The sequence below is a fragment of the Candidatus Poriferisocius sp. genome (assembly GCF_965208475.1).
Lineage (GTDB): Bacteria > Actinomycetota > Acidimicrobiia > Acidimicrobiales > Bin134 > Poriferisocius.
In genome coordinates, this window is sequence record NZ_OZ242338.1 from 606,169 (window position 1) to 627,324 (window position 21,156).

A 21,156-nucleotide genomic window follows, 5' to 3' on the forward strand; every position below is an offset into this window, starting at 1 on the left:
CAGCGAAGGGTAGGTTTAGTTCATCAGCCGCAGCTGGCGATTCCGCTGAACTGTCCGCACCACTTATTGCGGAAGTACTCCTCGTAGTCGCCGGGTGGATCCGGTGCCGGAACCTCGGTGCTATCAGCGGGCATTGCATTGACGGTGTCGATGGTGACCACCTGGCGCACTGAGAAGTTTCGCCCGTCATAAGTTGGTGCCCTCTCTTGGCTTGGTTCCGTGCCAAAAGCCAATAGCTCGGCCACGGCATCAACCTGGGCCCAGCTCTGCCACTCGAGCTTCTCATCTACCGCAGCATCAACTCTTCCAGAGCGAATGTCGTTGACCGTTGTGGGGTTGGCGTAGAAAGTGACAAGCTGCGGCCGATCAGGATCATCGCCATCGGGGTATAGAGCCCCAATCGCCGACGCGGCGCCAATGGATGCAACCGAGAAGTTGATCCAAACCGCATCAATATCATCGAACTGCTGAAGCTTGGTGGTCACGTCGGCCTCTGTGCCGGCCACCAAGTTGGCAAAGTCACCCTCCCACAAGTCGACGATCTCGATACCACTGCCTTCAATCACAGAGTTGAGCCCCGTGATGCGCTTGTCGCTCCAAGCCGTCGGCACTTCCTGCGCAATGATCCTGGCTCCGGCAGGGAATTGCTCAGCAAGATAGTTGGCGAGCTGCACGCCAAGGTCCGTGTCGTCCGAAGCGAAGCTAGCCACGTAGAAATCGCGCGGATCCACTTCGCCGCCTGCCGACAGCACCGGCACATCCTCTGCCGCGGCTCGCTCGAGCACGTCGGTGATGAACGCCTCGGGTATACCGTCGGTGAGCATCACGTCAATGTCATCGTCAAGCAGTTGGTTGCCACAGACAGGCATCTGGGCAGGGTCGCCATTTGCATCACATGAGATCCAGCCCCAGCCGAGAAAATCAACTGCTTCTTTGGCTGCGTCCTCGATGCGCTTTCCGGCCTCATCGGCGTAGATCCACTGGAGATAGCCAATGGTGATATCCGGCAGTTCCGGGGCCATTTCTTCGGTGGGCTCCGGCGCAGGTGCCTCCGTTGGCGCCGCTGTAGGTGCCGAGGTGGGAGCCGCGGTGGGCGCTTCGGTTGCCGGGGCTGGCGCCGGCTCGTCTGCGGCGTCGTCATCGTCGTTGCCGCATGCGGCGGCAACCAATGTCAACGCCAGCAGTGCTGCCAGCAGCCTCCACAATGAACGTTTCATGGTGCTCCCCTCTCTGGACGATTCAAGAACTGTCCAACGTCTGAAGTTCCAATAGTAGGAAACTCGCCTATCTAGTACCAATCCCTTCAGTGCTCACCCGAGCGCCACCGGGTCGAACTCCACATGGAGTTCGGCGGGGGCTCGGAGGAACACGCCGACCTCTTTGGCCTCGAATCCGTCGGCCAAGCGGAGGTTCTCGGTGCAGTCCAGCACCATGTTGAGCGCGGCCTCGATCTCGGCTTTAGCCAGATAGGAGCCCACGCAGTGGTGGCGGCCGAAGCAGAAGGTGGTGTGCTCGGCGTTGGCCGCGAAAGCGCTTGACGCAGGAAGGTCCTGGCGGTTGATCTCGAAGCGCTCAGGGTCGGTGTGGGTGTATTTGCGCTCGTCCCGATTGGCCGCCCCGATTATGCCGGTCACCGTGGCCCCTGCGGGGATGGTGCCGGTGCCCGAGGGGAGCTTGGCCTCCTCGTGGGGCAGGCGCTGGATCCAGTGGGCAGGCGGGGAGAAGCGCAGGGTCTCGGCCACGGCCATGGTGACCATGGAGCGGTCGTTTCGCACCTGTTCTAGCTGGTCGGGATGCTCCAGCAGGTTCTTGAACAGGCTGGCGATGGCTTTGTCGGTGGTCTCTCCCCCGGCGGTCAGAAGCAGGCTGGTGAACGACTTGACCTCGATGTCAGACAAGCCGCTGCCGTCGATCTCAGCGGTAACCAGATTCGACAGGAGGTCGTTGCCGGGGTTGCGGCGCCGCTCGGCGATCACCGGCATGAGGTAGTCTTGGAACTCCTCCCGAGTTTGCTCCCCCTCGGCGATGATGTCGGGATCCTGGTTGATGTTGGACACGAACCGGTTGATCGACTCGTACCAATCCTGGAACCTGGGGTGGTCCTCGTCGGGCAGGCCCAGCATGGCCACGATCACCTTTATGGGCAAATACCGCGACATTCCCTCCACCAGGTCGCAGCTTCCGTCGGCAAGCCACTTGTCGATCATGGAGCGGGCCTGGGCCTCGATCATGGGCATGAAGTCGGCTTCTAGAATCGCCCCCCGGAAGAAGGGCGCCACCAGGTTCCGGTAGCGGGAGTGCTCGGCGCCGTGCTTGGACAGCAGCGTGGGCCCGTGGGCCGGCTCGATCATCCACTCGTACATGTCGGTGCTGAACTCCGGGTTCTTGAAAACGTGCTCGACATCGGCATAGCGGCTCACGAACCAGGTGTCGGATGCCTCGTCGTGAAAGCACGGGTACTCGTCCCGGTAAACCTGGTAGACGTCATAGCGGTCTTCGTCGGAGCTGAGCAGATCAGGCGGTGCCATGGCGGCACTCTAGCGAGGGCAAACTCCCCCGTTCCGAGAACAGGGCGAACGGGTCAGCGGGTGCAGATCACCGAGGAGCCGTGGCCGAACATGCCGTGGTTGATCGACAGGCCCACTTTGGCCCCCTCCACCTGGCGGTGGCCGGCCTCGCCCCGGAGTTGCCACGCCAACTCGCACACCTGGGCGATGGCCTGGGCCGGCACGGCCTCGCCGAAGGCGCCCAGCCCGCCTGACGGGTTCACCGGGATGCGCCCGCCCAGCGCGGTGTCGCCCGCCCGCAGAAGCTGGGCCGCCTCGCCCCGCTCGCAGAGGCCGATGTGCTCATACCAGTCGAGTTCGTAGGCCGACGACAGGTCGTACACCTCGGCGAAGTCCAGATCCTCGGGCGATACCGAGGCCTCCTCGTAGGCCCGGCCCGCGATGTTGTCCTTGAACGTCATGGTCTCGTCGCCCACCGCGGCCCAAGAGTCAGAGGCCAGATAGGGCAGTTCGATCACGCTGTTGGGATAGGTGGGGCTCACCGTGGATATGCCCGACACCCGAACCGGGTCGGTCACACCCCGGCTGGCCGCCCACTCCAGGCTCGACACCACCAACGCCGCGCCTCCGTCGGAGGTGGCGCAGATCTCCAGCAGGCGCAGCGGGTCGGCCACCATCGGTGAGTTGGCGATGTCGTCGCCGTCGTACTCCTTGGTGTAGCGGGCGTTGGGATTGAACACCCCGTGGCGGGAGTTCTTCACCTTCACCGCGGCGAAGTCCTCGGGCGTGTCGCCGTACAGCTCCATGCGCCGCCTGGCGTACAGCGCGAAGTACGTGGGATTGGTGGCGCCAACCAGATGGAACCGGAGCCAATCGGGGTCTTCGTGGCGCTCCCCGGCATTGGGGGCGAAGAACCCCTTGGGGGTGGTCTCGGCGCCTACCACCATGGCCACCTCGCACACCCCCGACAGGATCTGGGCCCGGGCGATGCTGAGCGCGGTGGCTCCTGAGGCGCAGGCCGCATAGGAGCTCGACAACTGGCAGCCGGTGAACCCCAGGGCGTTGGCGAATGTGGATCCCGACACATAGCCGGGGTAGCCGCACCGCACGCTGTTGGCCCCGGACACGAACTGGACCTCATCCCAGCCCACCTCGGCGTCGGCCAGGGCGTCGCGGGCCGCCTTCACCCCGTATTCCACAAAATTGCGGCCCCACTTGCCCCAGGGGTGCATGCCCACACCCAAAATGGCGATGTCATCCATCAGGCTTCTCCGTTCTCGCTAAGGCCTGCCGGGGCCCACTTCCACACCAGGTAGTCGTGCTCGTCATCGGAGTAGAGCACGTCGATCACCAGCTCCATCTCCATGCCCACCGACAGCTCGTCTACAGAAATGCCGCTAACCACCTGCCCCAACACCACCAAGTTCTCCTCAGCCAGCCTTACTGCCGCAACCACGTACGGCTCGAACTCGTCACCGGGTATGACGTAGGGCGCGGGCGGGGCATACTCACCGGTGGTGTACGACCACAGCCGACCGGTGCGGCTGAGCAGGACCTCTTCGATTTCGTCGCCGAGACAGGCAGGATCAGAGCCAGCCAGTGCCTTGGGAAAGAAATATGAACCTCGGCTGCGGGCCCGCCCCCCGATCAGGTGGGGCTCGTCGCTGTCCAGCGTGAAGAGCCCTTCCACCGCGGCCACTTGCGTCCGTGTAGTCGTCACGCCAGCAGCTTAGGCATCAGACGCCGCCGGCCTGCTAGCGGTTGAGCATTCCGCCGTCGACCACCATGGTGTCGCCCGACACCCAGCGAGCCTCGTCGCTGCACAGCCACACTGCGGCCTCGGCCACCTCCTCGGGCAGGCCCATGCGCCCTCCGGGCATCATATGGACGACTGCTTCGGCCATCTCCGGGCTCGACTCCCGCCACGACGCCACCATCGGGGTGTCGATCATGCCCGGGCAAATGGCGTTGACCCGGATGCCCTTGTTGTTGAGCTCGTCGGCCGCATAGGTGGTCAGCCCCAGCACTCCCCGCTTGGCCGCGGTGTAGTGGGGCTGGCCGGGGGCGGGAATGAGGGCTGCCCCCGACGCGGTGTTGACGATCGCCCCGCCGCCCTGGGACAGCATCTGGATGATCTCGTACTTCATGCACAAAAACACCGAGGTCAGGTTCACCGCGATCATCTCATCCCACTGGTCCAGCGTGAGCTCGTGGAACAGCCGGGAGGGATGGGTGATGCCCGCGTTGTTGAAGGCGCAGTCGAGCTGGCCGAACGCCCCCACCACCGATTCCACCAGAGAGGCCACTTGGTCTTCATCGGTCACGTCGGTGGGGATGAATCGGCCCTCGCCGCCATCGGCCTCGATCAGCGCAACCGTCTCGGCCCCTCCCTCCGCATTGCGGTCGGCCACCGCGACCTTGGCCCCCTTGCGGGCGAACAGCACGGCGGCCGCTTGGCCGATCCCGCTGCCTCCCCCGGTCACCAAAGCAACCTTGCCCTTCATAACGCTGCTCCCTTCATCATGATCGCCACTGTGCCTTTCATGTTTGCCTGCCTTCTATCGCTGTCACCACGACGACATAAGGTAGGCCGCGAGCACATCGAGATACCGAAAGGACGGCAATGGCCATCTCCTCATGGGACGAGTTCCCGGTCCACCAGTCCCCCGACTGGATCCGCCATGCGGGCACCACCGACCGCAACTTCTACGACCGCAACTACTTCTGCATGCACGGCTCCAGCGACGAGCTGTTCGCCATCTTCGGCATGGGCCAGTACCCGAACCTGGGCGTCCAGGACGCCTTCTGCTGTGTCCGCCGGGGCGACAAGCACCATGTGGTGAGGGGCTCCCGGCCGCTCACCGACCGCATGGACATGTCGGTCGGTCCCATGCGCATCGAGGTCATCGAGCCCCTCAAGAAGGTGCGCTTTATCGTTGAGCCCAACGAGCACTCCATCGCCATGGACGTGACCTGGGACGCCTCCATCCGGGCCATGGAGGAGCCCAACCAGTACATCCGCAGCGAGGGCCGGGTGGTGTTCAACACCCAGCGCTTCGCCCAACTCGGCCGGTGGGAGGGAACCCTTTCGGTGGGCGGCGACGACGTCGCGGTCACCGCCGACCGGTGGGGCGGCGCCCGCGACCGCTCCTGGGGCATCCGCCCGGTGGGCGAGCCCGAGGGCGACGGCATCCGCCAGGGCGTAAATGTCATGTCGGGGATGTGGAACTACTTCCCCATGATGTTCGAAGACCACGCTGTCTTGTACATGAACAACGAGGCCGACGACGGCACCCGGCGGCTGGTCGAGGGCAAGCGGGTGTGGGCCGACGGCCGCCCCGACGAGGATCTGGGCCGGTCTGAGCACGACCACACCTTCGAGTCGGGCACCCGGGTGCTGACCCACTCCACCATCTCATTTCCCGAAGCCGGAATCGAGATTGACTGCCAGCCCCTGCTGGTAAACTTTGTGTCAGTGGGAACCGGGTACGGCATGGACGCAGACTGGCGGCACGGCATGTACCAGGGTCCGAGCCTGGTGGTGCAGGGCAAGGTGTTGGATGTGGACACCGAGGTCAAGCCCATCGGGCAGTACGGCGTGGTCGATCATGTGGCTCGCTACACCTACGACGGCAACGTGGGCTACGGCCTGTATGAGCACGGCTTCTTCGGGCCCTTCCACCGCTACGGCCTGACCGACGGGGCCGTCGGCGCCCCCTGATCCGCCGACCTTCATGTCTATTGCACCCGCCTCCTCGGAGAGCCTGGCGACCCTGGAGAACCCCGACGAGTTCCAGGCCCGCCACATCGGGCCTGGAGCCGAGGATAGGGCCGCCATGCTGGCCGAACTGGGCTTCGACAGCCTGGCAACACTGGTGGACGCCGCGGTTCCCCCCAACATCCGCTCAAACAGCCCTCTGGAGCTGCCGCCGGGGCTGACCGAGCGGGACACTACCGAGAGATTGCGGGCGCTGGCCGACCGCAACACCGTGGCCACCTCGCTGATCGGCATGGGCTACTACGACTCCATCACACCGGCGGTGATCCGCCGCAATGTGCTGGAGAACCCGGCCTGGTACACCGCATACACCCCGTACCAGCCGGAAATCTCCCAGGGCCGGCTGGAAGCGCTCATCAACTTCCAGACCATGGTCACCGACTTGTGCGCCATGGGCATGGCCAACGCCTCGCTGCTGGACGAGGGCACCGCGGCGGCCGAGGCCATGACGCTGCTGCGGCGGCTCAACCGCAAGGCCCCCGACGACCGGTTCATCGTGGACGCCGACACCCACCCCCAAACCATCGACGTGGTGGCCACCCGGGCGGAACCACTGGGGATCGAGGTGGTTATAGCCGACTTGGATCAGGCCAACATCGAGGAGATCGCCGATGGATCATTCGGGATGCTGGTGTCGTACCCCGGCAGTTCGGGGCGCATCGGCGACCTGAGCGGGATCATCGCCGCCGCCCACAACGTACACGCCCTGGTGGCGGTGGCCACCGATCTTTTGGCCCTGTGCCTGCTGGCGCCGCCCGGCGAGCTGGGGGCCGACGCGGTGGTGGGGTCGTCGCAGCGATTCGGGGTGCCCCTGGGCTTCGGCGGTCCCCATGCCGGATTCATCGCGGTGCCGGAGTCGGCCATGCGGTCGCTGCCCGGCCGCCTGGCCGGAGTGTCCGTCGACGATGCCGGGGCGGTGGCCTACCGGCTGACCCTCCAGACCCGAGAGCAGCACATCCGCCGGGAGAAGGCCACCAGCAACATCTGCACTGCCCAAGTGCTGCTGGCGGTGATGGCCGCCATGTACGCCACCTACCACGGCCCTGAGGGGCTGGCCCGCATCGCCCGGCGGGTCCACCGCCTGACGGCCATCGCCGCGGGCCGGCTGCGCCAGTCCGGCCATGAGATAACTGCCGAGCACTTCTTCGACACCATCACTGCGCGAGTGCCCGGCCGAGCATCAGAGATTCTGGCCGCCGCCTGGGCCGAGGGGCTGAACCTGCGCCCAGTAGACGGCGACACCGTTGGGTTCTCGCTGGACGAGACCACCACCCGGGCCACCGTGGTTGCCCTGTGGCGGGCCTTCGGCATCGAGGCCGATGAAGGAGACTTCGACGCCCTCGACGCCGAGACTCCCGATGCCCTTCCTCGCGATGCCGTCCGAACCGGCGACTACCTGACCCACCCGACCTTCCACCGCTACCACAGCGAGACCGAGATGCTGCGCTACCTGCGCCACTTGGCCTCCAAAGACCTGGCCCTGGACCGAACCATGATCCCGCTGGGGTCGTGTACCATGAAGCTCAACGCCACCACCCAGATGGAGCCGGTGAGCTGGCCCGAGTTCGCCCAGATGCACCCATTCGCCCCGGCTGATCAAACCGAGGGCTATCGGGCGATGATCGCCGAGTTGGAGCAGATGCTGGTGGCCATCACCGGCTACGCCGCGGTGTCGCTCCAGCCCAACGCCGGGTCCCAGGGCGAGTTGGCCGGGTTGCTGGCCATCCGGGGCTATCACGCCGCCCGCGGCGAGACCCAGCGCGATGTGTGCCTCATTCCCGCCTCCGCCCACGGCACCAATGCGGCCAGCGCGGTCATGGCCGGGATGCGGGTGGTGGTGGTCAAATGCGACGACGACGGCAACGTGGACATGGACGATCTGAAGGCCAAGGTGGTTGAGCACGACGACCGGCTCAGCGCCCTGATGATCACCTACCCGTCCACCCACGGGGTGTACGAGGCCACCGTGACCGAGGTGTGCGATCTGATCCACGCCTACGGCGGTCAGGTGTATCTGGACGGGGCCAACCTGAATGCCCTGGTGGGACTGGCCCAGCCCGGCCAGTTCGGCGCCGACGTGTCTCACCTGAACCTGCACAAGACGTTCTGCATCCCCCATGGCGGCGGCGGGCCGGGGGTGGGCCCGGTGGCCGTTCGCCCCCACCTGGCCCCGTACCTGCCCAACCACCCCGTGGTGGCTGAAGCCGGCCCCTCCACCGGGGTGGGCGCCGTGTCGGCCGCCCCCTGGGGATCGGCCGGAATCCTGCCCATCTCCTGGGCCTACATCGCCGCCATGGGCGCAGAGGGGCTGACCGAGGCCACCGGGGTGGCTCTGCTCAGCGCCAACTACCTGGCAGCCCGCCTCGACAGCTTGTTCCCCGTTCTCTACACGGGTGAGAACGGCTTGGTGGCCCACGAGTGCATCATCGATCTGCGCCCCCTGCACGCAGAGACCGGCGTGACGGTGGAAGACGTGGCCAAGCGGCTCATCGACTTCGGCTTCCACGCCCCCACCGTGTCGTTCCCGGTGGCGGGCACGCTGATGGTCGAGCCCACCGAGTCGGAGTCCAAGGTCGAGCTCGACCGGTTCATTGCGGCCATGGCGGCCATCCGGGCCGAGATCGACCAGGTGGCCGACGGGCTGGTCTCCATCGAGGACAGCCCGCTGCGTCGCGCCCCGCACACCGCCGATGCCATAACCGGCGACGACTGGGACCGCCCCTATACCCGGGAGCAGGCCCTCTTCGGCATGCCTGGGTTCCGCGACCGCAAGTATTGGCCTCCGGTCGGGCGCATAGACGGCGCCCACGGCGATAAGAACGTATTCTGCGCCTGCCCACCCATTGAGGACTTCCAAGAACCCAGCTTCTAGCCCCAGAGCCGCTTCGCCCCGGTAGCCACCGGCCCGCTAGTTTTTCGAGGGCTGCCAGGAACGCGGCCTCGAACCAAGGAGACCAGCCGGTGCCCGACGCCATCGTGGAACGTGAAGGCCATTTGATCATCATCACCATGAACCGCCCCGAGCGGTACAACGCCCTGTCGGGGGCGATGATGGTGCGGATGCTGGACGCCTACGAGGAGGCGGACAACAACGACGACATCCGCTGCATCATCGTGACCGGCGCAGGGGGCAACTTCAGCTCGGGCGCCGACCTCAAGGCCATGAGCGGTGATGCCGGCAACGCCGACCCCGAAATCGACGTGGCCGCCCGCCAAGCCGCCGATCCCGAACTCCACTGGAAGGCATTGCTGCGCAGTTACCGCCCCACCAAGCCGATCATCGCCGCGGTGGAGGGCGTGGCCATCGCGGGGGGCACCGAGATCCTCCAGGCCATGGACATCCGGGTGGCCGGGGAGAGCGCCCGTTTCGGGGTGTCCGAGGCCCGCTGGTCGCTCTATCCCATGGGCGGATCGGCGGTGCGACTGCGCCGTCAGATCCCCTACACCGTCGCCGCTGAGATACTGCTCACCGGCAAGCACATCACCGCGGCCGAGGCCAAAGACATCGGCCTCGTCGGCCATGTGGTGCCCGACGGCCAGGCCTTGGCCAAGGCCAAGGAGATCGCCGCTGCCATCTGCGAGAACGGCCCGCTGGCCGTGGAGGCCATTTTGCGCACCCTGCACGAGACCGACGGCATGACCGAGGAAGAGGCCTTGGCCCACGAGTTCGAGTACGGCTGGGCGGTGTTCCAGAGCGAGGACTCCAAGGAGGGGCCGCGGGCCTTCAGCGAGAAGCGAAAGCCGGTGTTCAAGCGCAGATAGCCATGGGCGCCTCATCGGAAATCTCGGTCTTCGACGTCCACCACCATGTGGGCGACGCCTCGGGGGCGCTGGGCCTGCCCCCCGAACAAGCCCCCGACCCCGAGGCCTATGCTGCGCGGGAACTGGCCAAGCGGCTCGAGATCATGGGCGCCGGCGGGGTGGACCAGGCCGCGGTGATCCCCGGCCACGGCTACCTGCGCCCCAACGGCCACGCCGACACCCAGGCGGCCAACGACCGGATCGCCACCTACCGAGATGCTTCCCCCGACCGCTTCCCGGTGGCCATCGGCATCGTGGAGCCCCGCGACGGCGACATCAGCCTGGCCGAGTTGGAGCGGGCCGCGGGGCCCCTCGGCCTGGCCGGGATGAGCTTCCACACCCGCTTCCAAGGGGTGAGCATCGACAACCACTGGGTGTCCGCCTATGTGGGGGCCATGGGCGAGCTGGGCCTGCTGCCGTTGATCCACGCGCTGGACGAGACCGCCGAGGAATCGCTGTGGAAGGTGGGGCAGCTCGCCTCCCGCCACCCGACCCTCACCATGCTGGTGCTCGACGGCTATGCCACCCACGAGGGCACCAAGCACTGCGGGCACCTGGCCGCCACACACCCCAATCTGGTGTTCGATTGCAGCCTCTCGTACAATTTCGACTTCATCGCTAACCATGTGCGCCAATACGGCGCTCACCGCTATGTCTACGGAACCGACCTCTACTCCTGGCCGCTGGGCCGGCGCATCAGCCACATCTTGGGCCAGCTCCTGGAGTCCGATCTCTCAGACGAGGACAAAACAGCAGTAGCCGGCGACAACGCCCGCCGGTTATTCGGACTGGACACAACATGAATGAACAAAAACAGATCAAACGCCCGATGCGGTTCGCCGGAGCCCTGCTGGCTCTCGCATTGGCAGCCGGGGCCTGCGGAACCGCACCGGGCGGCGACTCCGACGGCGTCGCCACCACCGGTCTTACCGACGCATTGCCCGACGGGCTGTTCGACGCGCTTGACCGCATCGCCAATCCCCCCCTAACGCCTACCCCCGGCCCAGAACCCCAAGACGGGCAACCTGATTCGCCCGAGCAGATCGGCAATCCTCCGGCAGAGACGCAGTCGGCTGAGCAGTTCGAGACGCTGGTCCCCGCCCAGGCCGACACCGAAGCCGAGCTATCAGAAGAGGAGCTGCTGAGGCTGCGCGACGAGGCGTTCGTGGAGTATTCCCGCTGTATACGCGATGAGGGATTCCCCGACTTCCCCGACATCGACAGCTCCCAGATCACCGACCAGGCCTCGTTCCTCGCCGCCATGCAGGAGGCCGGGGTGAACTTCACCCAGCAGGGCCTGGCCCAAGCCCTCCAGGCCTGCGCCAGCGTTTTCAGCGAATTGATCGCCCTAGCGCCTCAGCAGGACACCAACGTTCAGCAGGTGGAGCGGGAGGAGAACGCGGTGGCCTTCTCCCAGTGCATGCGCGACCAAGGAGTGGACGACTTTCCCGATCCCGACTTCAACCAATATCCCAACAGCGGCTTCCCCGGACAAGGCGACGGCTCCGGGGTGACCTCCGAAATTCAGGCGGCATTGAGGGTGTGTCTGCCGGTGTTGGGGGGAGCGGCGCCAAATCAAACCGCCGCTCCGCCCCCCGAAACCCCAACCCGCCCGGCGCCCACCGCCGCGCTGGCCGCCCAAAGCGCCACCAGCACCCAGCTGCCTGCGCCGAGAACCGATGGCGCCACTGCGGCGGCCGCCTCTCCTTCGGTCAATGCCCGGATCCTGCGCGACACCGAGGAGCTGAACACCGCCGAAGTGGTGCGGCGCGACCTGATCGACACCGAGGAGTTCACCGGCACACTGGGCTTCGGCGATCCCGAGCCGCTGTACACCAACACTTCGGGGATCGTTACCGGGCTCCTGCCCGAGGAGGGCGAGGTGCTGGATGTGGGCAGGACCCTCTTTGAGGTGAACAGCTACCCGGTCGTGCTCCTGCGGGGAGATCGCCCCATGTACCGGCCCTTCCAGGGCCAAATGGAAGACGGACCCGATGTGGAGCAGCTCGAGCAAGCGCTGGCCGACATGGAGATCCCCGGCTGGGAGGAGATGACCGTCAACGAGAACTTCACCCCGGTCACCGAGGACGTGGTGCAGGAGTGGCAGAACCGCTTGGGGGTGGACGAAACCGGCATGATCGACATGGGCTTCGTGGTGTTCATCGAGGAGCCATTCCGCATCTCGTCGGTGAACGTCTCGGTGGGCCAGCAGCTTGGGCCCCAGGCGGCGGCGTTCTCCGTCACCGGCCAGTATCAGGAGATCGTCAGCAATATCGATCCCGGCGATGCCGAGATTGTGAACGAGATGGACGAGGTGGAGGTAGAGCTGCCCGATGGCCGGGTCAGCCCGGGCGTGGTGTCGGAGGTGGCCAGGGTGGCCAAGCGGCTGCCCAACTCGCAGACCGGCGGGCTGGGCGACCCCACCATCGAGGTCATCATCATCTTGCTGGACGAAGAGGCATCGGCCCGCTTCGACGCCGCCCCGGTGAAGTGGACCATCACCAAACAGGTAACCCCCGACGCTTTGGTGGTGCCCGCATCGGCGCTGATCGCCACGGTGGACGGCGGCTTCTCTGTGGAGATAGTGGCCGACGGGGCGACCACTTTGGCGCCGGTTGAGGTGGGTACGTTCGTCGATGCCTTCGTCGAGATCACCGACGGCAACCTCAACGTGGGCGACCAGGTGCGCATCCCCTGATGCCGGTACGGCCCCGAGCCGTACAGCAACCAGAGGCGAGACTCGATGACGATTGAGCCCCGGAATGTGCTGGAGCTGCACGGGGTGGTCAAGCACTATCCGGGCTCGCCGCCGGTTCGGGCCCTCGACGGCGTCGACCTAATGGTTCGGGCCGGCGAGTTGGTGGCGGTAGTCGGCCCATCGGGTTCGGGCAAGAGCACCATGTTGAACATCATGGGGGCCCTCGACCGCCCCAGCTCGGGCGAGGTGGTGGTGGACGGCCACGCGTTGTCGCAGATCCGCGACCGCGACGTGGCCGCAGTTCGGGGTCGCCGGATTGGGTTCGTGTTCCAGCAGTTCCACCTGCTGGAGGGGTTGTCGGCCCTCGACAACGTGGCCACCGGCGCCCTCTATCAGGGGGTCAGCCTTCGCCGGAGGCGGCAGATGGCCCGCGAGGTGCTGGAACGGGTTGGGCTCGGCCACCGGTTGGATCACCGTCCGGGCAAGCTGTCGGGAGGCGAGCGCCAACGGGTGGCCATCGCCCGGGCGCTGTTGGGCGACCCGGCGATCGTGCTGGCCGATGAGCCCACCGGCAACCTCGACTCCCAGACCACCGAGGAGATCGTGGGCCTCTTCTTGGAGCTGAACCGGGCGGGGGCCACCATCGTGATCATCACCCACGACCGGGATCTGGCCGCCCGGATGCCCCGCTCGGTCTCCATTCTCGACGGCCGCATCAGCCACGACTCGGCACAAGATCCCCGCGACCCCGAAGCCGGCGGTCAAGACTCGTCCCACGATCGGCCTGACCCCGAAGCCGGCGGCCACAACTCGGCGGGCGCTTGAGATGACTGGCAGCAGGCTGCGAGCCCGCGATGCCCTGTCGCTGGGCACGCTGGGGCTGCGTACCCGCAAGGGCCGCACCGCCATGGCCGCCATAGGCATCGCCATCGGCGTGGCCTCGCTGGTGGCCCTGGTGGGCATCATCAACTCCGGCGAAGCCGACGCCCAACGCGATCTGCTGGGGCAGGGCATCGACGTTTTGGAGCTGACCCCCGGCACGTCCTTCGCCGAGGAGCCCGAGCTGTTGCCCGAGGCCGCCGCGGCCATCGATACCCACATGCGAGATTTGGTCGACGTGGTGGCCTCCATTCGCCGGGTGCCGGCCACGGTCCGCAAGACCGACTTCATTCCCACGGTTGAGACGGGAGGCATCCGCCTGTTCGCGGTGGACGAGGGAGATCTGGACCTCTTGGCGCCGCTGCGGGGCGGGGTGGCGTTCGGCCGCTTCCACGACGCCGCCACCGTGCGAGTGCCCACCGTGGTGCTGGGTTCCGACACCGCCGAGGTGCTGGGCTTCGATGAGCTGTACGCCAAGCCCACCGTCCACATATCGGGCCACGAGTTCGCGGTCATCGGCGTGCTGGAGCCGTTTGCGATCAGCCAGGGGCTCACCTTGAACCGGGCCGCGCTCATCGGGTTCCCGGTGGCCGAGGAGCTCTACGACGCCGATGCCAACCCCGAGCGCATCTGGGTGCAGGCCGACCTCGACGTGATCGAGCAGGTCCGCGAGCTGCTCCCCCGCCAGGCCAACCCCGAGGCGCCCGGGGAGGTAGCGGTGTCGTCGCTGGATCTGGAAGCCCGGGAGGTCATCAGCGAGAACTTCGAGTCGCTGCTCAGCCTGCTGGTGGTGGTGATCATCGTGGTGGGCGCCATCGGGGTGGGCAACATCATGCTGATCTCGGTGCTGGAGCGCCGGGGCGAGATCGGGGTGCGTCGGGCGCTCGGGGCCCAAAAGACCCACATCGCCGCGCAGTTCCTCATCGAGTCGATGCTGTTGACCCTGATCGGCGGCCTGATGGGCACGGTGCTGGGCCTTGCGGTGGTTGTCGCGGCCACGCAGGTGCTCGACTGGCCGATGACGGTGGAGCTGTCGTTCATCGGAATCGGTCTGGGGGTCACGCTGGGAGTAGGGCTGGTGGCCGGGATGTACCCCTCATGGCGGGCTTCCCGCATGGACCCCGCCGAAGCCGTCCGGCCCGCCGCCTAGTTGGAGCCACCCATTCTTCCGTAGTCTCAGGCCATGACCATCACCCGCGAGGACTTCCAAATTCGGGCCAGGGAGTTCCTCGAAGCCAACGCCGCGCCCCGCAGCCAGCCGCCGGTGGGGTGGACCGAGCGAGAGCTGGTGGCCGAGTGCCGCCGATTCCACCAGGCGCTGGCCGACGCCGAGCTGGGGGGCATCACCTATCCCGTGGAATACGGCGGGCTGGGGCTCGACAAGGGCTACCTCGAGGTGTTCAACCGGGAGCTGTCGCAATTCCAGGCCCCGCTCGTTCCCGCGGCCATTTCCCATGGCATGTGCCTGCCGGTGTTGAACGACTTCGGCACTCCCGAGCAGCGGGACCGCCACCAGTCCAGAGTCATCCGGTGCGACGAGATCTGGTGTCAGATGTTCTCCGAGCCCGGCGCAGGCTCCGATGTGGCCTCGCTGGCCACCCGGGCGATCCGCGACGGCGACCAGTGGGTGCTGAACGGCCAGAAGGTGTGGACCTCGGGCGCCCAGTACTGCGAGTACGGGCTGTGCGTGGCCCGAACCGACCCGGCCCAGCCCAAGCACAGAGGCCTATCCATGTTCATCGTCGATCTGTCGCTGCCCGGGGTGGACATCCGGCCGCTGCGCCAGATCAGCGGGAGCTCGCATTTCAATGAGGTCTACCTGTCCGACGTTCGAGTGGGCCACGACTGCCTGGTCGGGGGCGAGGGCAATGGCTGGAATGTGGCTGTGGCCATGCTCATGTACGAGCGGGTGGCCATCGGGGCCGGGGGCAGCGGGGCCATGTCCCAGGCAATGGGCAGCGCCAAGCTGATCAAAGAGGCCCGCAAGCGGGGGCGCGACCGCGACCCGGTGGTGCGCGACTCGATAGCCGACCTCTACATCCGCGAGCGCATCCAGACCTTCATCGGTATGCGGATCCGCCAGGCCGCCGCGTCGGGGAAGGCACCCGGGCCAGAGGGCTCCATAGCCAAGCTCAACACCGCCATTCTTAGCCGCCGAGCGTCTGATGCGGCCATCGAGCTGGCCGGACCGGCCGGCCAGGCCTGGGATGCCGCCGCCGGCGACGCCGCCGAATGGGCCAGTGCTGTGATCAGCGCGCCGGCCATGGCCATCGCCGGGGGCACCAACGAGGTGCAGCGCAACATCATCGGCGAGCGGGTGCTGGGTTTGCCCAAGGAGCCCGACCCGTTCAAGGGCCAACCCTGGGAGGAAGTGCCCCGGTCCTGACCGGCTTGATCTACTCGACGGTCAGCTCGGCCCACAGCTCATCGACGGCCGCGGCCAGATCTTCGGGGCCGGCATCGTTCACGATCACATGGTCGGCCAGTGCCCGGCGCTGGGAGTCGGTGGCCTGGCTGGCCATGCGGGCCCGGGCCTGCTCCTCGCTAAGGCCCCGCTCGAGCAGCCGAGCAAGGCGCACCTCCACCGGCGCCTCCACCACCACCACTTTGGTGTAGCCCCGGCCCGACTCGAGCTGGCCTAGGCGGCTTTCAGCCAGAACCGCCATGTCCAGCACCACAACCTCAGCCTCTCCCCCATCGGCCAATTCCTGGAGACGGCTGTTGAGCTCGGCATTGATGGCCGGATGGCTCACCGCCTCCAGGGCCGATAGCCGGTCGGGGCGGCCGAACACCTCAGCGGCCACCTTGCCCCGGTCGATGCGGCCGTCGGCATTGAGAATCCCCGGTCCGAACACCTCGACCACCCCCCGCTCAGCCCGCCCCCCCGGTGCCAGCACCTCTCGCCCGATGGCGTCCACATCGACCACCGCCGCGCCCCGCTCGGCGAACCGGGCCGCCGCGGTCGACTTCCCCGCGCCTATCCCCCCGGTGAGTCCCACCACCAGCATGGCCGAGAGGCTACCCGCCTTGTGCAGCCCCGCCTCGGCTCGCGCCACATCGCCGATGCCCGCGTCTGGCTGCTGATCCCGGCTACCCGCCTCAGATGGCCCCGCTTTGGCTCGTGCTGCCAGACTTGGCCCATGCGCGTTGAGCTGACCGATGACCAACTGGAGCTCCAACAGGAGTTGCGTGCCTACTTCTCCGACCTGATGACCCCTGAAGTGCGGGCCAAGATCCGCCACACCGAGACCGAGGCCAACGAGGACTACAAGGCGCTGATACGCCAGATCGGCAGCGACGGCTGGCTGGGGGTCGGCTGGCCCGTGGAGTACGGCGGCAAGGGGTTCACCCCCATCGAGCAGTACATCTTCTTCAACGAGGCCTGGGCCGCCCAGGTGCCAGTGCCGTTTCTGACCATCAACACGGTGGGGCCCACCATCCGGGATTACGGCACCGACCGCCAGAAGGACTTCTTCTTGAAGAAGATCCTGGCCGGCGAGATGCACTTCTCCATCGGCTACTCCGAGCCCACCGCGGGAACCGACTTGGCCGCACTCAAGACAAAGGCGGTGCGCGACGGCGACGAGTGGATCGTCAACGGGCAAAAGCAGTTCACCAGCCTGGCCTACGACGCCGACTACGTGTGGCTGGCCGCCCGCACCGATCCCGACGCCCCCGCCCACAAGGGGATCACCATGTTCTTGGCCCCCACCGACGATCCCGGCTTCGACATCCAGCCCTTCATCACCATGGGCGGCTCCCACACCACCTCCACGTTCTACGACAACGTGCGGGTGCCCGACTGGCTGCGGGTGGGCGAGGTCAACGGGGGCTGGGGCCTCATCACCAACCAGCTCAACCACGAGCGGGTTTCGCTGTGCGCATCGGGGGGCATCGCCAAGCTGGTGGACCAGGCGGTGGAGTGGGCCAAAGAGGCCAAGCTGCCCGACGGGCGCCGGGTGATCGACCAGGAGTGGGTGCAGGTAAAGCTGGCCGAGTGCCGGGCCCGGGTGGAGTTCTTGGACCTGCTCAACTGGAAAGTGGCCTACGAATCCACCGTGGGCAACAGCGTGAGCCCGGCCCTGGCGTCCACCATCAAAGTGTGGGGTTCGGAGTCCATGCACCTCATCTACTCCGGGCTCACCGAGGTGGTGGGGGCTACCGGCCATCTCAAGAAGGGCTCCCCCCACGCCGATTTCTCCCATCGGATGGAGGAGTCGTACCGGGGCTGCTGGATTCTGACCTTCGGCGGCGGAACCAACGAGATCCAGCGCGACATCATCGGCATGGCCGGCCTCGGCCTGCCCCGCGAGAAGCGCCGCAAGTAGGGCGAGAGGAGATCAGGCGATGGACTTCACCCTGACAGAAGAGCAGCAAGCGGTGGCCGAGTTGGCCAACCGGATCATGGGCGACCGCATTGACATGGAGCGGCTCATGGAGATCGAGGCCGCCGGCGAGTGGTTCGACCGGGATCTCTACGGCGACCTGGCCACCGCCGGGCTGGTGGGCATCGGCCTGGGCGAGGATGTGGGCGGCGGCGGTTTGGACCTGATCGCCGTCGGGCAGGTGCTGGAAGCCCAGGGGCGCCATGTGGCCGCGGTGCCGCTGTGGAGCGCGACGCTGGCCGCGTTGGCGGTAGACGCTTTCGGAACCGACGAGCAGCGCCGACGGGAGCTGCCCGGCTGCGCCGAGGGTTCCAATGTGCTGACCGTCGGCCTCCAAGAGTACCTGAACGACGATATCGCCTCTCCGATGGCACGGGTGGTGGGCGGCAGGCTGGTGGGCGCCAAGGAGGTGGTGGAGTTCGCCGCCGAGTCGTCCAAGATCGTGGTGGTGGCCGGGCTAGACGACGGCACCGACAACGGCACCATCAGCGGCACCGGGCTCTTCCTGGTGGATCTGTCCGACCCCGGGGTCGCCAAGGTGGAGGGCATGTCCACCCGGCGCCAGCCCGTCCACCAGGTGAGCTTCTACGGTGTTCCGTGTGAGCCGCTGGGCCCGGCCGACGGCGCCTCGGTGCAGTGGCTGGCCGAGCGGGCGGTGGGCCTTTTGTGCGCCACCCAGGTAGGGGTGGTCGACCGGGCGCTGCGCCTGGCCGCGGAGTACACCTCGGAGCGGGAGCAGTTCGGCCGCCCGGTGGCCACGTTCCAGGCGGTAACCCAGCGTCTCGCCGACCAGTTCATGCACGTTGAGGCCGTGCGGCTGTGTACCGGCGCCGCGCTCTACGACTTGGCCAACAACAACGACGCGTCCACACGGCTGCCCATCGCCAAGTGGTACGCCTCCCACTGGGCCCACGACGTGGCCCACGCCACCCAGCATGTCCACGGCGGCATGGGGGTGAGCGTCGACTACCCCCTCCACCGCTACACCCTGTGGAACAAGCACATCGAGTGCAGCCTGGGCGCCGGCACCCAGCAACTCCGCACCCTGGGCGCGCAGTTAGCGGCTAGCTGAACCGGCGGGTCGGCCGCTAGGTCCTATCGTCGATATATGCGGCCAGCTCGGCGATGCCCTCCTCGGCTTCGGGGGCGACGCCGGCCAGTAGGTGCCAGACGTGCATCATGTCTTGCCAGGGGCGGAACTCCACGGAGCCGTTGGCGTTCTCTATTGCCTTGACCACTCGGGTGCTGTCGTCGTAGAGCACCTCTTCGGTGCCCACCTGGATCATCATGGGGGGCAGGTTGTCGAAGGTGCCGAACACCGGGGAGACGTAGGGGTCGGTGGCGTCTGTGCCCTGGGCGTAGGCCATAACCATGCCCGACAGGGCGTTGGCTCCGGCGAGCATGGGGTCGCGGTCGGCCCGGTCGGTCATGGAATCGCCTGAGAAAGTCAGATCGGTCCACGGCGAGATGGGTGCGGCACACGCCGGAAGCGGCAGGCCCTCGTCGCGCAGCTTCATGCACAGCGCGACGGCCAGGCCCCCGCCTGCGGAATCGCCGGAAATGGCAGTGTGAGCTGCTTCTCCCCCATTGGCCAGGTGCCATTGCCACGCGGCCATGGCGTCGTCCAGCGCGGCCGGATAGGGGTTCTCGGGGGCTAGGCGGTAGTCCACGTTGAGCAGCCGGGCCTTGGCCCCTTGGGCCAAGCGGCTCACCACATGTCGGTGGGTGTTGAGGCTACCCACCACATAACCGCCGCCATGCAAGTACAAAATGGCCCGGTTTCCCTCCACCTCGGGGGGTGTCACCCACTCTGAGGGCACTCCTCCGGCATCGACCGGGGCAAAGCTCACCCCATCGGGAACGGGCATCGAGCTGTACCCCGCCTCGAAACCGGCCCGAGTCGTGGCCAGATCGGGTGGAGGGCCGGCGGCAGACTCCTGCATCTGCTGCTTGAGGGCGGCGATCGCGGCGTTGTAGGCGTCTGAGGGCATGGGTGGTTCCTCCTCGGTGGGATCAGCTCCTATTCCTAGTAGCCCCGGTCGGGGTCTACCACGTTGCGTAGGGGCTCTTCGGCCAGAAAGCGTTCCAAGTTGTCGCAGAACAGCTCCATCAGGGCTTCGTTGTAGCCCTCCCGGGCCGTGGAGCAGTGGGGCGACAGATACATGTTGGGCGCATCCCACAGGGGGCTGTCGGCGGGCAGCGGCTCCTCGCGGGTCACATCCAGCACTGCGGCCCCCAAGTGCCCCGACTTCAGCGCGGCCACCAGCGCGTCCTCGTCGATCATCGACCCCCGGCCCACGTTCACCAGCACCGATCCCGCCTTGAGCCGCCCCAGGCGCTGGGCGTCGAACAGGTCGATGGTCTCTGGGGTGTGGGGAGCGCACAGCACCACCGCGTCGCTGCGGGCCAGCATCTCATCAAGCCCGTCGGGGCCGAACAGCTCGTCGGCATCGGGGTCGGTGTCGCCGGGCTGGGCCGAGCGGCGGCTGGCCAGCACGGTCATCTCGAAGGCCTTGGCCCGGCGGGCCACATCGCGGCCGATGGCGCCCAGACCGACGATGCCCATGGTCTTTCCCTTCGCCAACAGCCCCTGGTGAATTTGCCAAATGCGGCCGCGCTGTTGGCGCTCCAGCACTCTGATGTCCTTCCACACCTCCAGCAGGCGGCCGATGGCGAACTCGGCTATGGGGGCCGAGGCCACTCCGGCGGCGTTGGTCAACGCGATGCCCTTGGCTTTCAGCTTGGCCGGCTCCAGTTGCCCAATGCCCGCCCCGATGGCCTGCACCCACCGCAGCCGGGGCGCCCACTCCCTGATCCCCGGGGGCAGGTCGAGGGCCATCAGCACATCGGCGTCGGCAATGACTGCCCTCTCCGACTCCGTGAGAGCAGGCGCAGAGGCCAACAGCTCATCGGTGACCCGGCCCTTGGCCTTGGCGTCCCGCAGTCCGTGGGGCTCGAAATAGGCGATGTTGTGGAACCGCACCCCTGGGAACCGTCGGTGCAGGTCGTCCAACTCCGACCCGTCCATGGCCAGCGGGTACATCACAACGGCGTTGACTGTGTTCACGGCGGGAACCATAGTTTCCGACACCATTTCTCACCGCAAAC

General features: G+C 66.8%; 18 protein-coding genes. 10 read left to right on the top strand and 8 right to left on the bottom strand.

Annotation, left to right across the window (positions count from 1 at the left end):
* Window positions 1-23: 23 nt before the first annotated feature.
* The 5 genes from ACOGXA_RS02845 to ACOGXA_RS02865 form a co-directional block, all read right to left on the bottom strand.
* On the bottom strand, window positions 24-1,217 hold the full coding sequence (locus tag ACOGXA_RS02845) for a sugar ABC transporter substrate-binding protein (protein ID WP_419925777.1): 1,194 nt from the start codon (window positions 1,215-1,217) through the stop codon (window positions 24-26).
* A gap of 93 nt (window positions 1,218-1,310) precedes the next feature.
* On the bottom strand, window positions 1,311-2,528 hold the full coding sequence (locus ACOGXA_RS02850) for a cytochrome P450 (protein ID WP_419925778.1): 1,218 nt from the start codon (window positions 2,526-2,528) through the stop codon (window positions 1,311-1,313).
* Window positions 2,529-2,581: 53 nt separating this feature from the next.
* The gene (locus ACOGXA_RS02855; RefSeq protein WP_419927035.1) at window positions 2,582-3,772 is read right to left on the bottom strand and encodes a lipid-transfer protein; all 1,191 of its coding nucleotides are present in this window, start codon (window positions 3,770-3,772) and stop codon (window positions 2,582-2,584) included.
* Entirely contained in the window at window positions 3,769-4,227 is a 459-nt protein-coding gene (locus ACOGXA_RS02860) for a Zn-ribbon domain-containing OB-fold protein (protein ID WP_419925779.1), read from the bottom strand. Before ACOGXA_RS02860 ends, ACOGXA_RS02855 begins: the two co-directional genes overlap by 4 nt.
* A gap of 34 nt (window positions 4,228-4,261) precedes the next feature.
* On the bottom strand, window positions 4,262-5,011 hold the full coding sequence (locus ACOGXA_RS02865) for an SDR family NAD(P)-dependent oxidoreductase (protein WP_419925780.1): 750 nt from the start codon (window positions 5,009-5,011) through the stop codon (window positions 4,262-4,264).
* Window positions 5,012-5,130: 119 nt separating this feature from the next.
* Between ACOGXA_RS02865 and ACOGXA_RS02870 the strand changes: the two genes are divergently transcribed.
* The 8 genes from ACOGXA_RS02870 to ACOGXA_RS02905 all read left to right on the top strand — a co-directional run bounded on the left by ACOGXA_RS02870 (window position 5,131) and on the right by ACOGXA_RS02905 (window position 16,049).
* The gene (locus ACOGXA_RS02870; RefSeq protein ID WP_419925781.1) at window positions 5,131-6,228 is read left to right on the top strand and encodes a hypothetical protein; all 1,098 of its coding nucleotides are present in this window, start codon (window positions 5,131-5,133) and stop codon (window positions 6,226-6,228) included.
* 13 nt (window positions 6,229-6,241) lie between these two features.
* Complete coding sequence (gene gcvP, locus ACOGXA_RS02875) at window positions 6,242-9,157, top strand: aminomethyl-transferring glycine dehydrogenase (RefSeq protein ID WP_419925782.1); 2,916 nt, start codon at window positions 6,242-6,244, stop codon at window positions 9,155-9,157.
* Window positions 9,158-9,246: 89 nt separating this feature from the next.
* A complete protein-coding gene (locus tag ACOGXA_RS02880) occupies window positions 9,247-10,047 on the top strand; it encodes a crotonase/enoyl-CoA hydratase family protein (protein WP_419925783.1) in 801 nt (266 codons plus the stop codon).
* Window positions 10,048-10,049: 2 nt separating this feature from the next.
* On the top strand, window positions 10,050-10,889 hold the full coding sequence (locus tag ACOGXA_RS02885) for an amidohydrolase family protein (protein ID WP_419925784.1): 840 nt from the start codon (window positions 10,050-10,052) through the stop codon (window positions 10,887-10,889).
* On the top strand, window positions 10,886-12,784 hold the full coding sequence (locus ACOGXA_RS02890; protein ID WP_419925785.1) for a peptidoglycan-binding protein: 1,899 nt from the start codon (window positions 10,886-10,888) through the stop codon (window positions 12,782-12,784). Before ACOGXA_RS02885 ends, ACOGXA_RS02890 begins: the two co-directional genes overlap by 4 nt.
* 45 nt (window positions 12,785-12,829) lie before the next feature.
* Window positions 12,830-13,609, top strand: coding sequence for an ABC transporter ATP-binding protein (locus ACOGXA_RS02895; RefSeq protein WP_419925786.1), 780 nt, complete (start codon window positions 12,830-12,832; stop codon window positions 13,607-13,609).
* 1 nt (window position 13,610) lies between these two features.
* The gene (locus ACOGXA_RS02900; protein ID WP_419925787.1) at window positions 13,611-14,813 is read left to right on the top strand and encodes an ABC transporter permease; all 1,203 of its coding nucleotides are present in this window, start codon (window positions 13,611-13,613) and stop codon (window positions 14,811-14,813) included.
* Between the two features lie 33 nt (window positions 14,814-14,846).
* Window positions 14,847-16,049: an acyl-CoA dehydrogenase family protein gene (locus tag ACOGXA_RS02905; protein ID WP_419925788.1), complete on the top strand. Its 1,203-nt coding sequence runs from the start codon at window positions 14,847-14,849 to the stop codon at window positions 16,047-16,049.
* Window positions 16,050-16,059: 10 nt separating this feature from the next.
* Here the strand turns inward: ACOGXA_RS02905 and coaE are convergent, their stop codons facing one another.
* Window positions 16,060-16,671, bottom strand: a complete 612-nt coding sequence (gene coaE, locus ACOGXA_RS02910) for a dephospho-CoA kinase (RefSeq protein WP_419925789.1) — start codon at window positions 16,669-16,671, stop codon at window positions 16,060-16,062.
* A 132-nt stretch (window positions 16,672-16,803) separates the two neighbouring features.
* On the opposite strand from coaE, the gene ACOGXA_RS02915 reads away from it, so the two are divergent.
* Window positions 16,804-17,991, top strand: a complete 1,188-nt coding sequence (locus ACOGXA_RS02915) for an acyl-CoA dehydrogenase family protein (RefSeq protein WP_419925790.1) — start codon at window positions 16,804-16,806, stop codon at window positions 17,989-17,991.
* 19 nt (window positions 17,992-18,010) lie between these two features.
* Window positions 18,011-19,120: an acyl-CoA dehydrogenase family protein gene (locus ACOGXA_RS02920; RefSeq protein ID WP_419925791.1), complete on the top strand. Its 1,110-nt coding sequence runs from the start codon at window positions 18,011-18,013 to the stop codon at window positions 19,118-19,120.
* Window positions 19,121-19,136: 16 nt separating this feature from the next.
* Here ACOGXA_RS02920 and ACOGXA_RS02925 read toward each other — a convergent pair whose 3' ends face one another.
* Together ACOGXA_RS02925 and ACOGXA_RS02930 are read right to left on the bottom strand one after the other, a co-directional pair.
* Window positions 19,137-20,039 (bottom strand): alpha/beta hydrolase, encoded by a 903-nt coding sequence (locus ACOGXA_RS02925; RefSeq protein ID WP_419925792.1) that lies wholly within the window; start codon window positions 20,037-20,039, stop codon window positions 19,137-19,139.
* Between the two features lie 35 nt (window positions 20,040-20,074).
* Entirely contained in the window at window positions 20,075-21,115 is a 1,041-nt protein-coding gene (locus tag ACOGXA_RS02930) for a D-2-hydroxyacid dehydrogenase (protein WP_419925793.1), read from the bottom strand.
* Between the last annotated feature and the right edge of the window lie 41 nt (window positions 21,116-21,156).

Coding starts and splice junctions, on each gene's coding strand:
- ACOGXA_RS02895 (WP_419925786.1), top strand. CDS start 12,830: ATGACGATTGAGCCCCGGAATGTGCTGGAGCTGCACGGGGTGGTCAAG.
- ACOGXA_RS02850 (WP_419925778.1), bottom strand. CDS start 2,528: ATGGCACCGCCTGATCTGCTCAGCTCCGACGAAGACCGCTATGACGTC.
- ACOGXA_RS02865 (WP_419925780.1), bottom strand. CDS start 5,011: ATGAAGGGCAAGGTTGCTTTGGTGACCGGGGGAGGCAGCGGGATCGGC.
- ACOGXA_RS02900 (WP_419925787.1), top strand. CDS start 13,611: ATGACTGGCAGCAGGCTGCGAGCCCGCGATGCCCTGTCGCTGGGCACG.
- ACOGXA_RS02925 (WP_419925792.1), bottom strand. CDS start 20,039: ATGCCCTCAGACGCCTACAACGCCGCGATCGCCGCCCTCAAGCAGCAG.
- ACOGXA_RS02870 (WP_419925781.1), top strand. CDS start 5,131: ATGGCCATCTCCTCATGGGACGAGTTCCCGGTCCACCAGTCCCCCGAC.
- gcvP (WP_419925782.1), top strand. CDS start 6,242: ATGTCTATTGCACCCGCCTCCTCGGAGAGCCTGGCGACCCTGGAGAAC.
- ACOGXA_RS02885 (WP_419925784.1), top strand. CDS start 10,050: ATGGGCGCCTCATCGGAAATCTCGGTCTTCGACGTCCACCACCATGTG.
- ACOGXA_RS02920 (WP_419925791.1), top strand. CDS start 18,011: ATGGACTTCACCCTGACAGAAGAGCAGCAAGCGGTGGCCGAGTTGGCC.
- ACOGXA_RS02905 (WP_419925788.1), top strand. CDS start 14,847: ATGACCATCACCCGCGAGGACTTCCAAATTCGGGCCAGGGAGTTCCTC.
- ACOGXA_RS02915 (WP_419925790.1), top strand. CDS start 16,804: ATGCGCGTTGAGCTGACCGATGACCAACTGGAGCTCCAACAGGAGTTG.
- coaE (WP_419925789.1), bottom strand. CDS start 16,671: ATGCTGGTGGTGGGACTCACCGGGGGGATAGGCGCGGGGAAGTCGACC.
- ACOGXA_RS02845 (WP_419925777.1), bottom strand. CDS start 1,217: ATGAAACGTTCATTGTGGAGGCTGCTGGCAGCACTGCTGGCGTTGACA.
- ACOGXA_RS02890 (WP_419925785.1), top strand. CDS start 10,886: ATGAATGAACAAAAACAGATCAAACGCCCGATGCGGTTCGCCGGAGCC.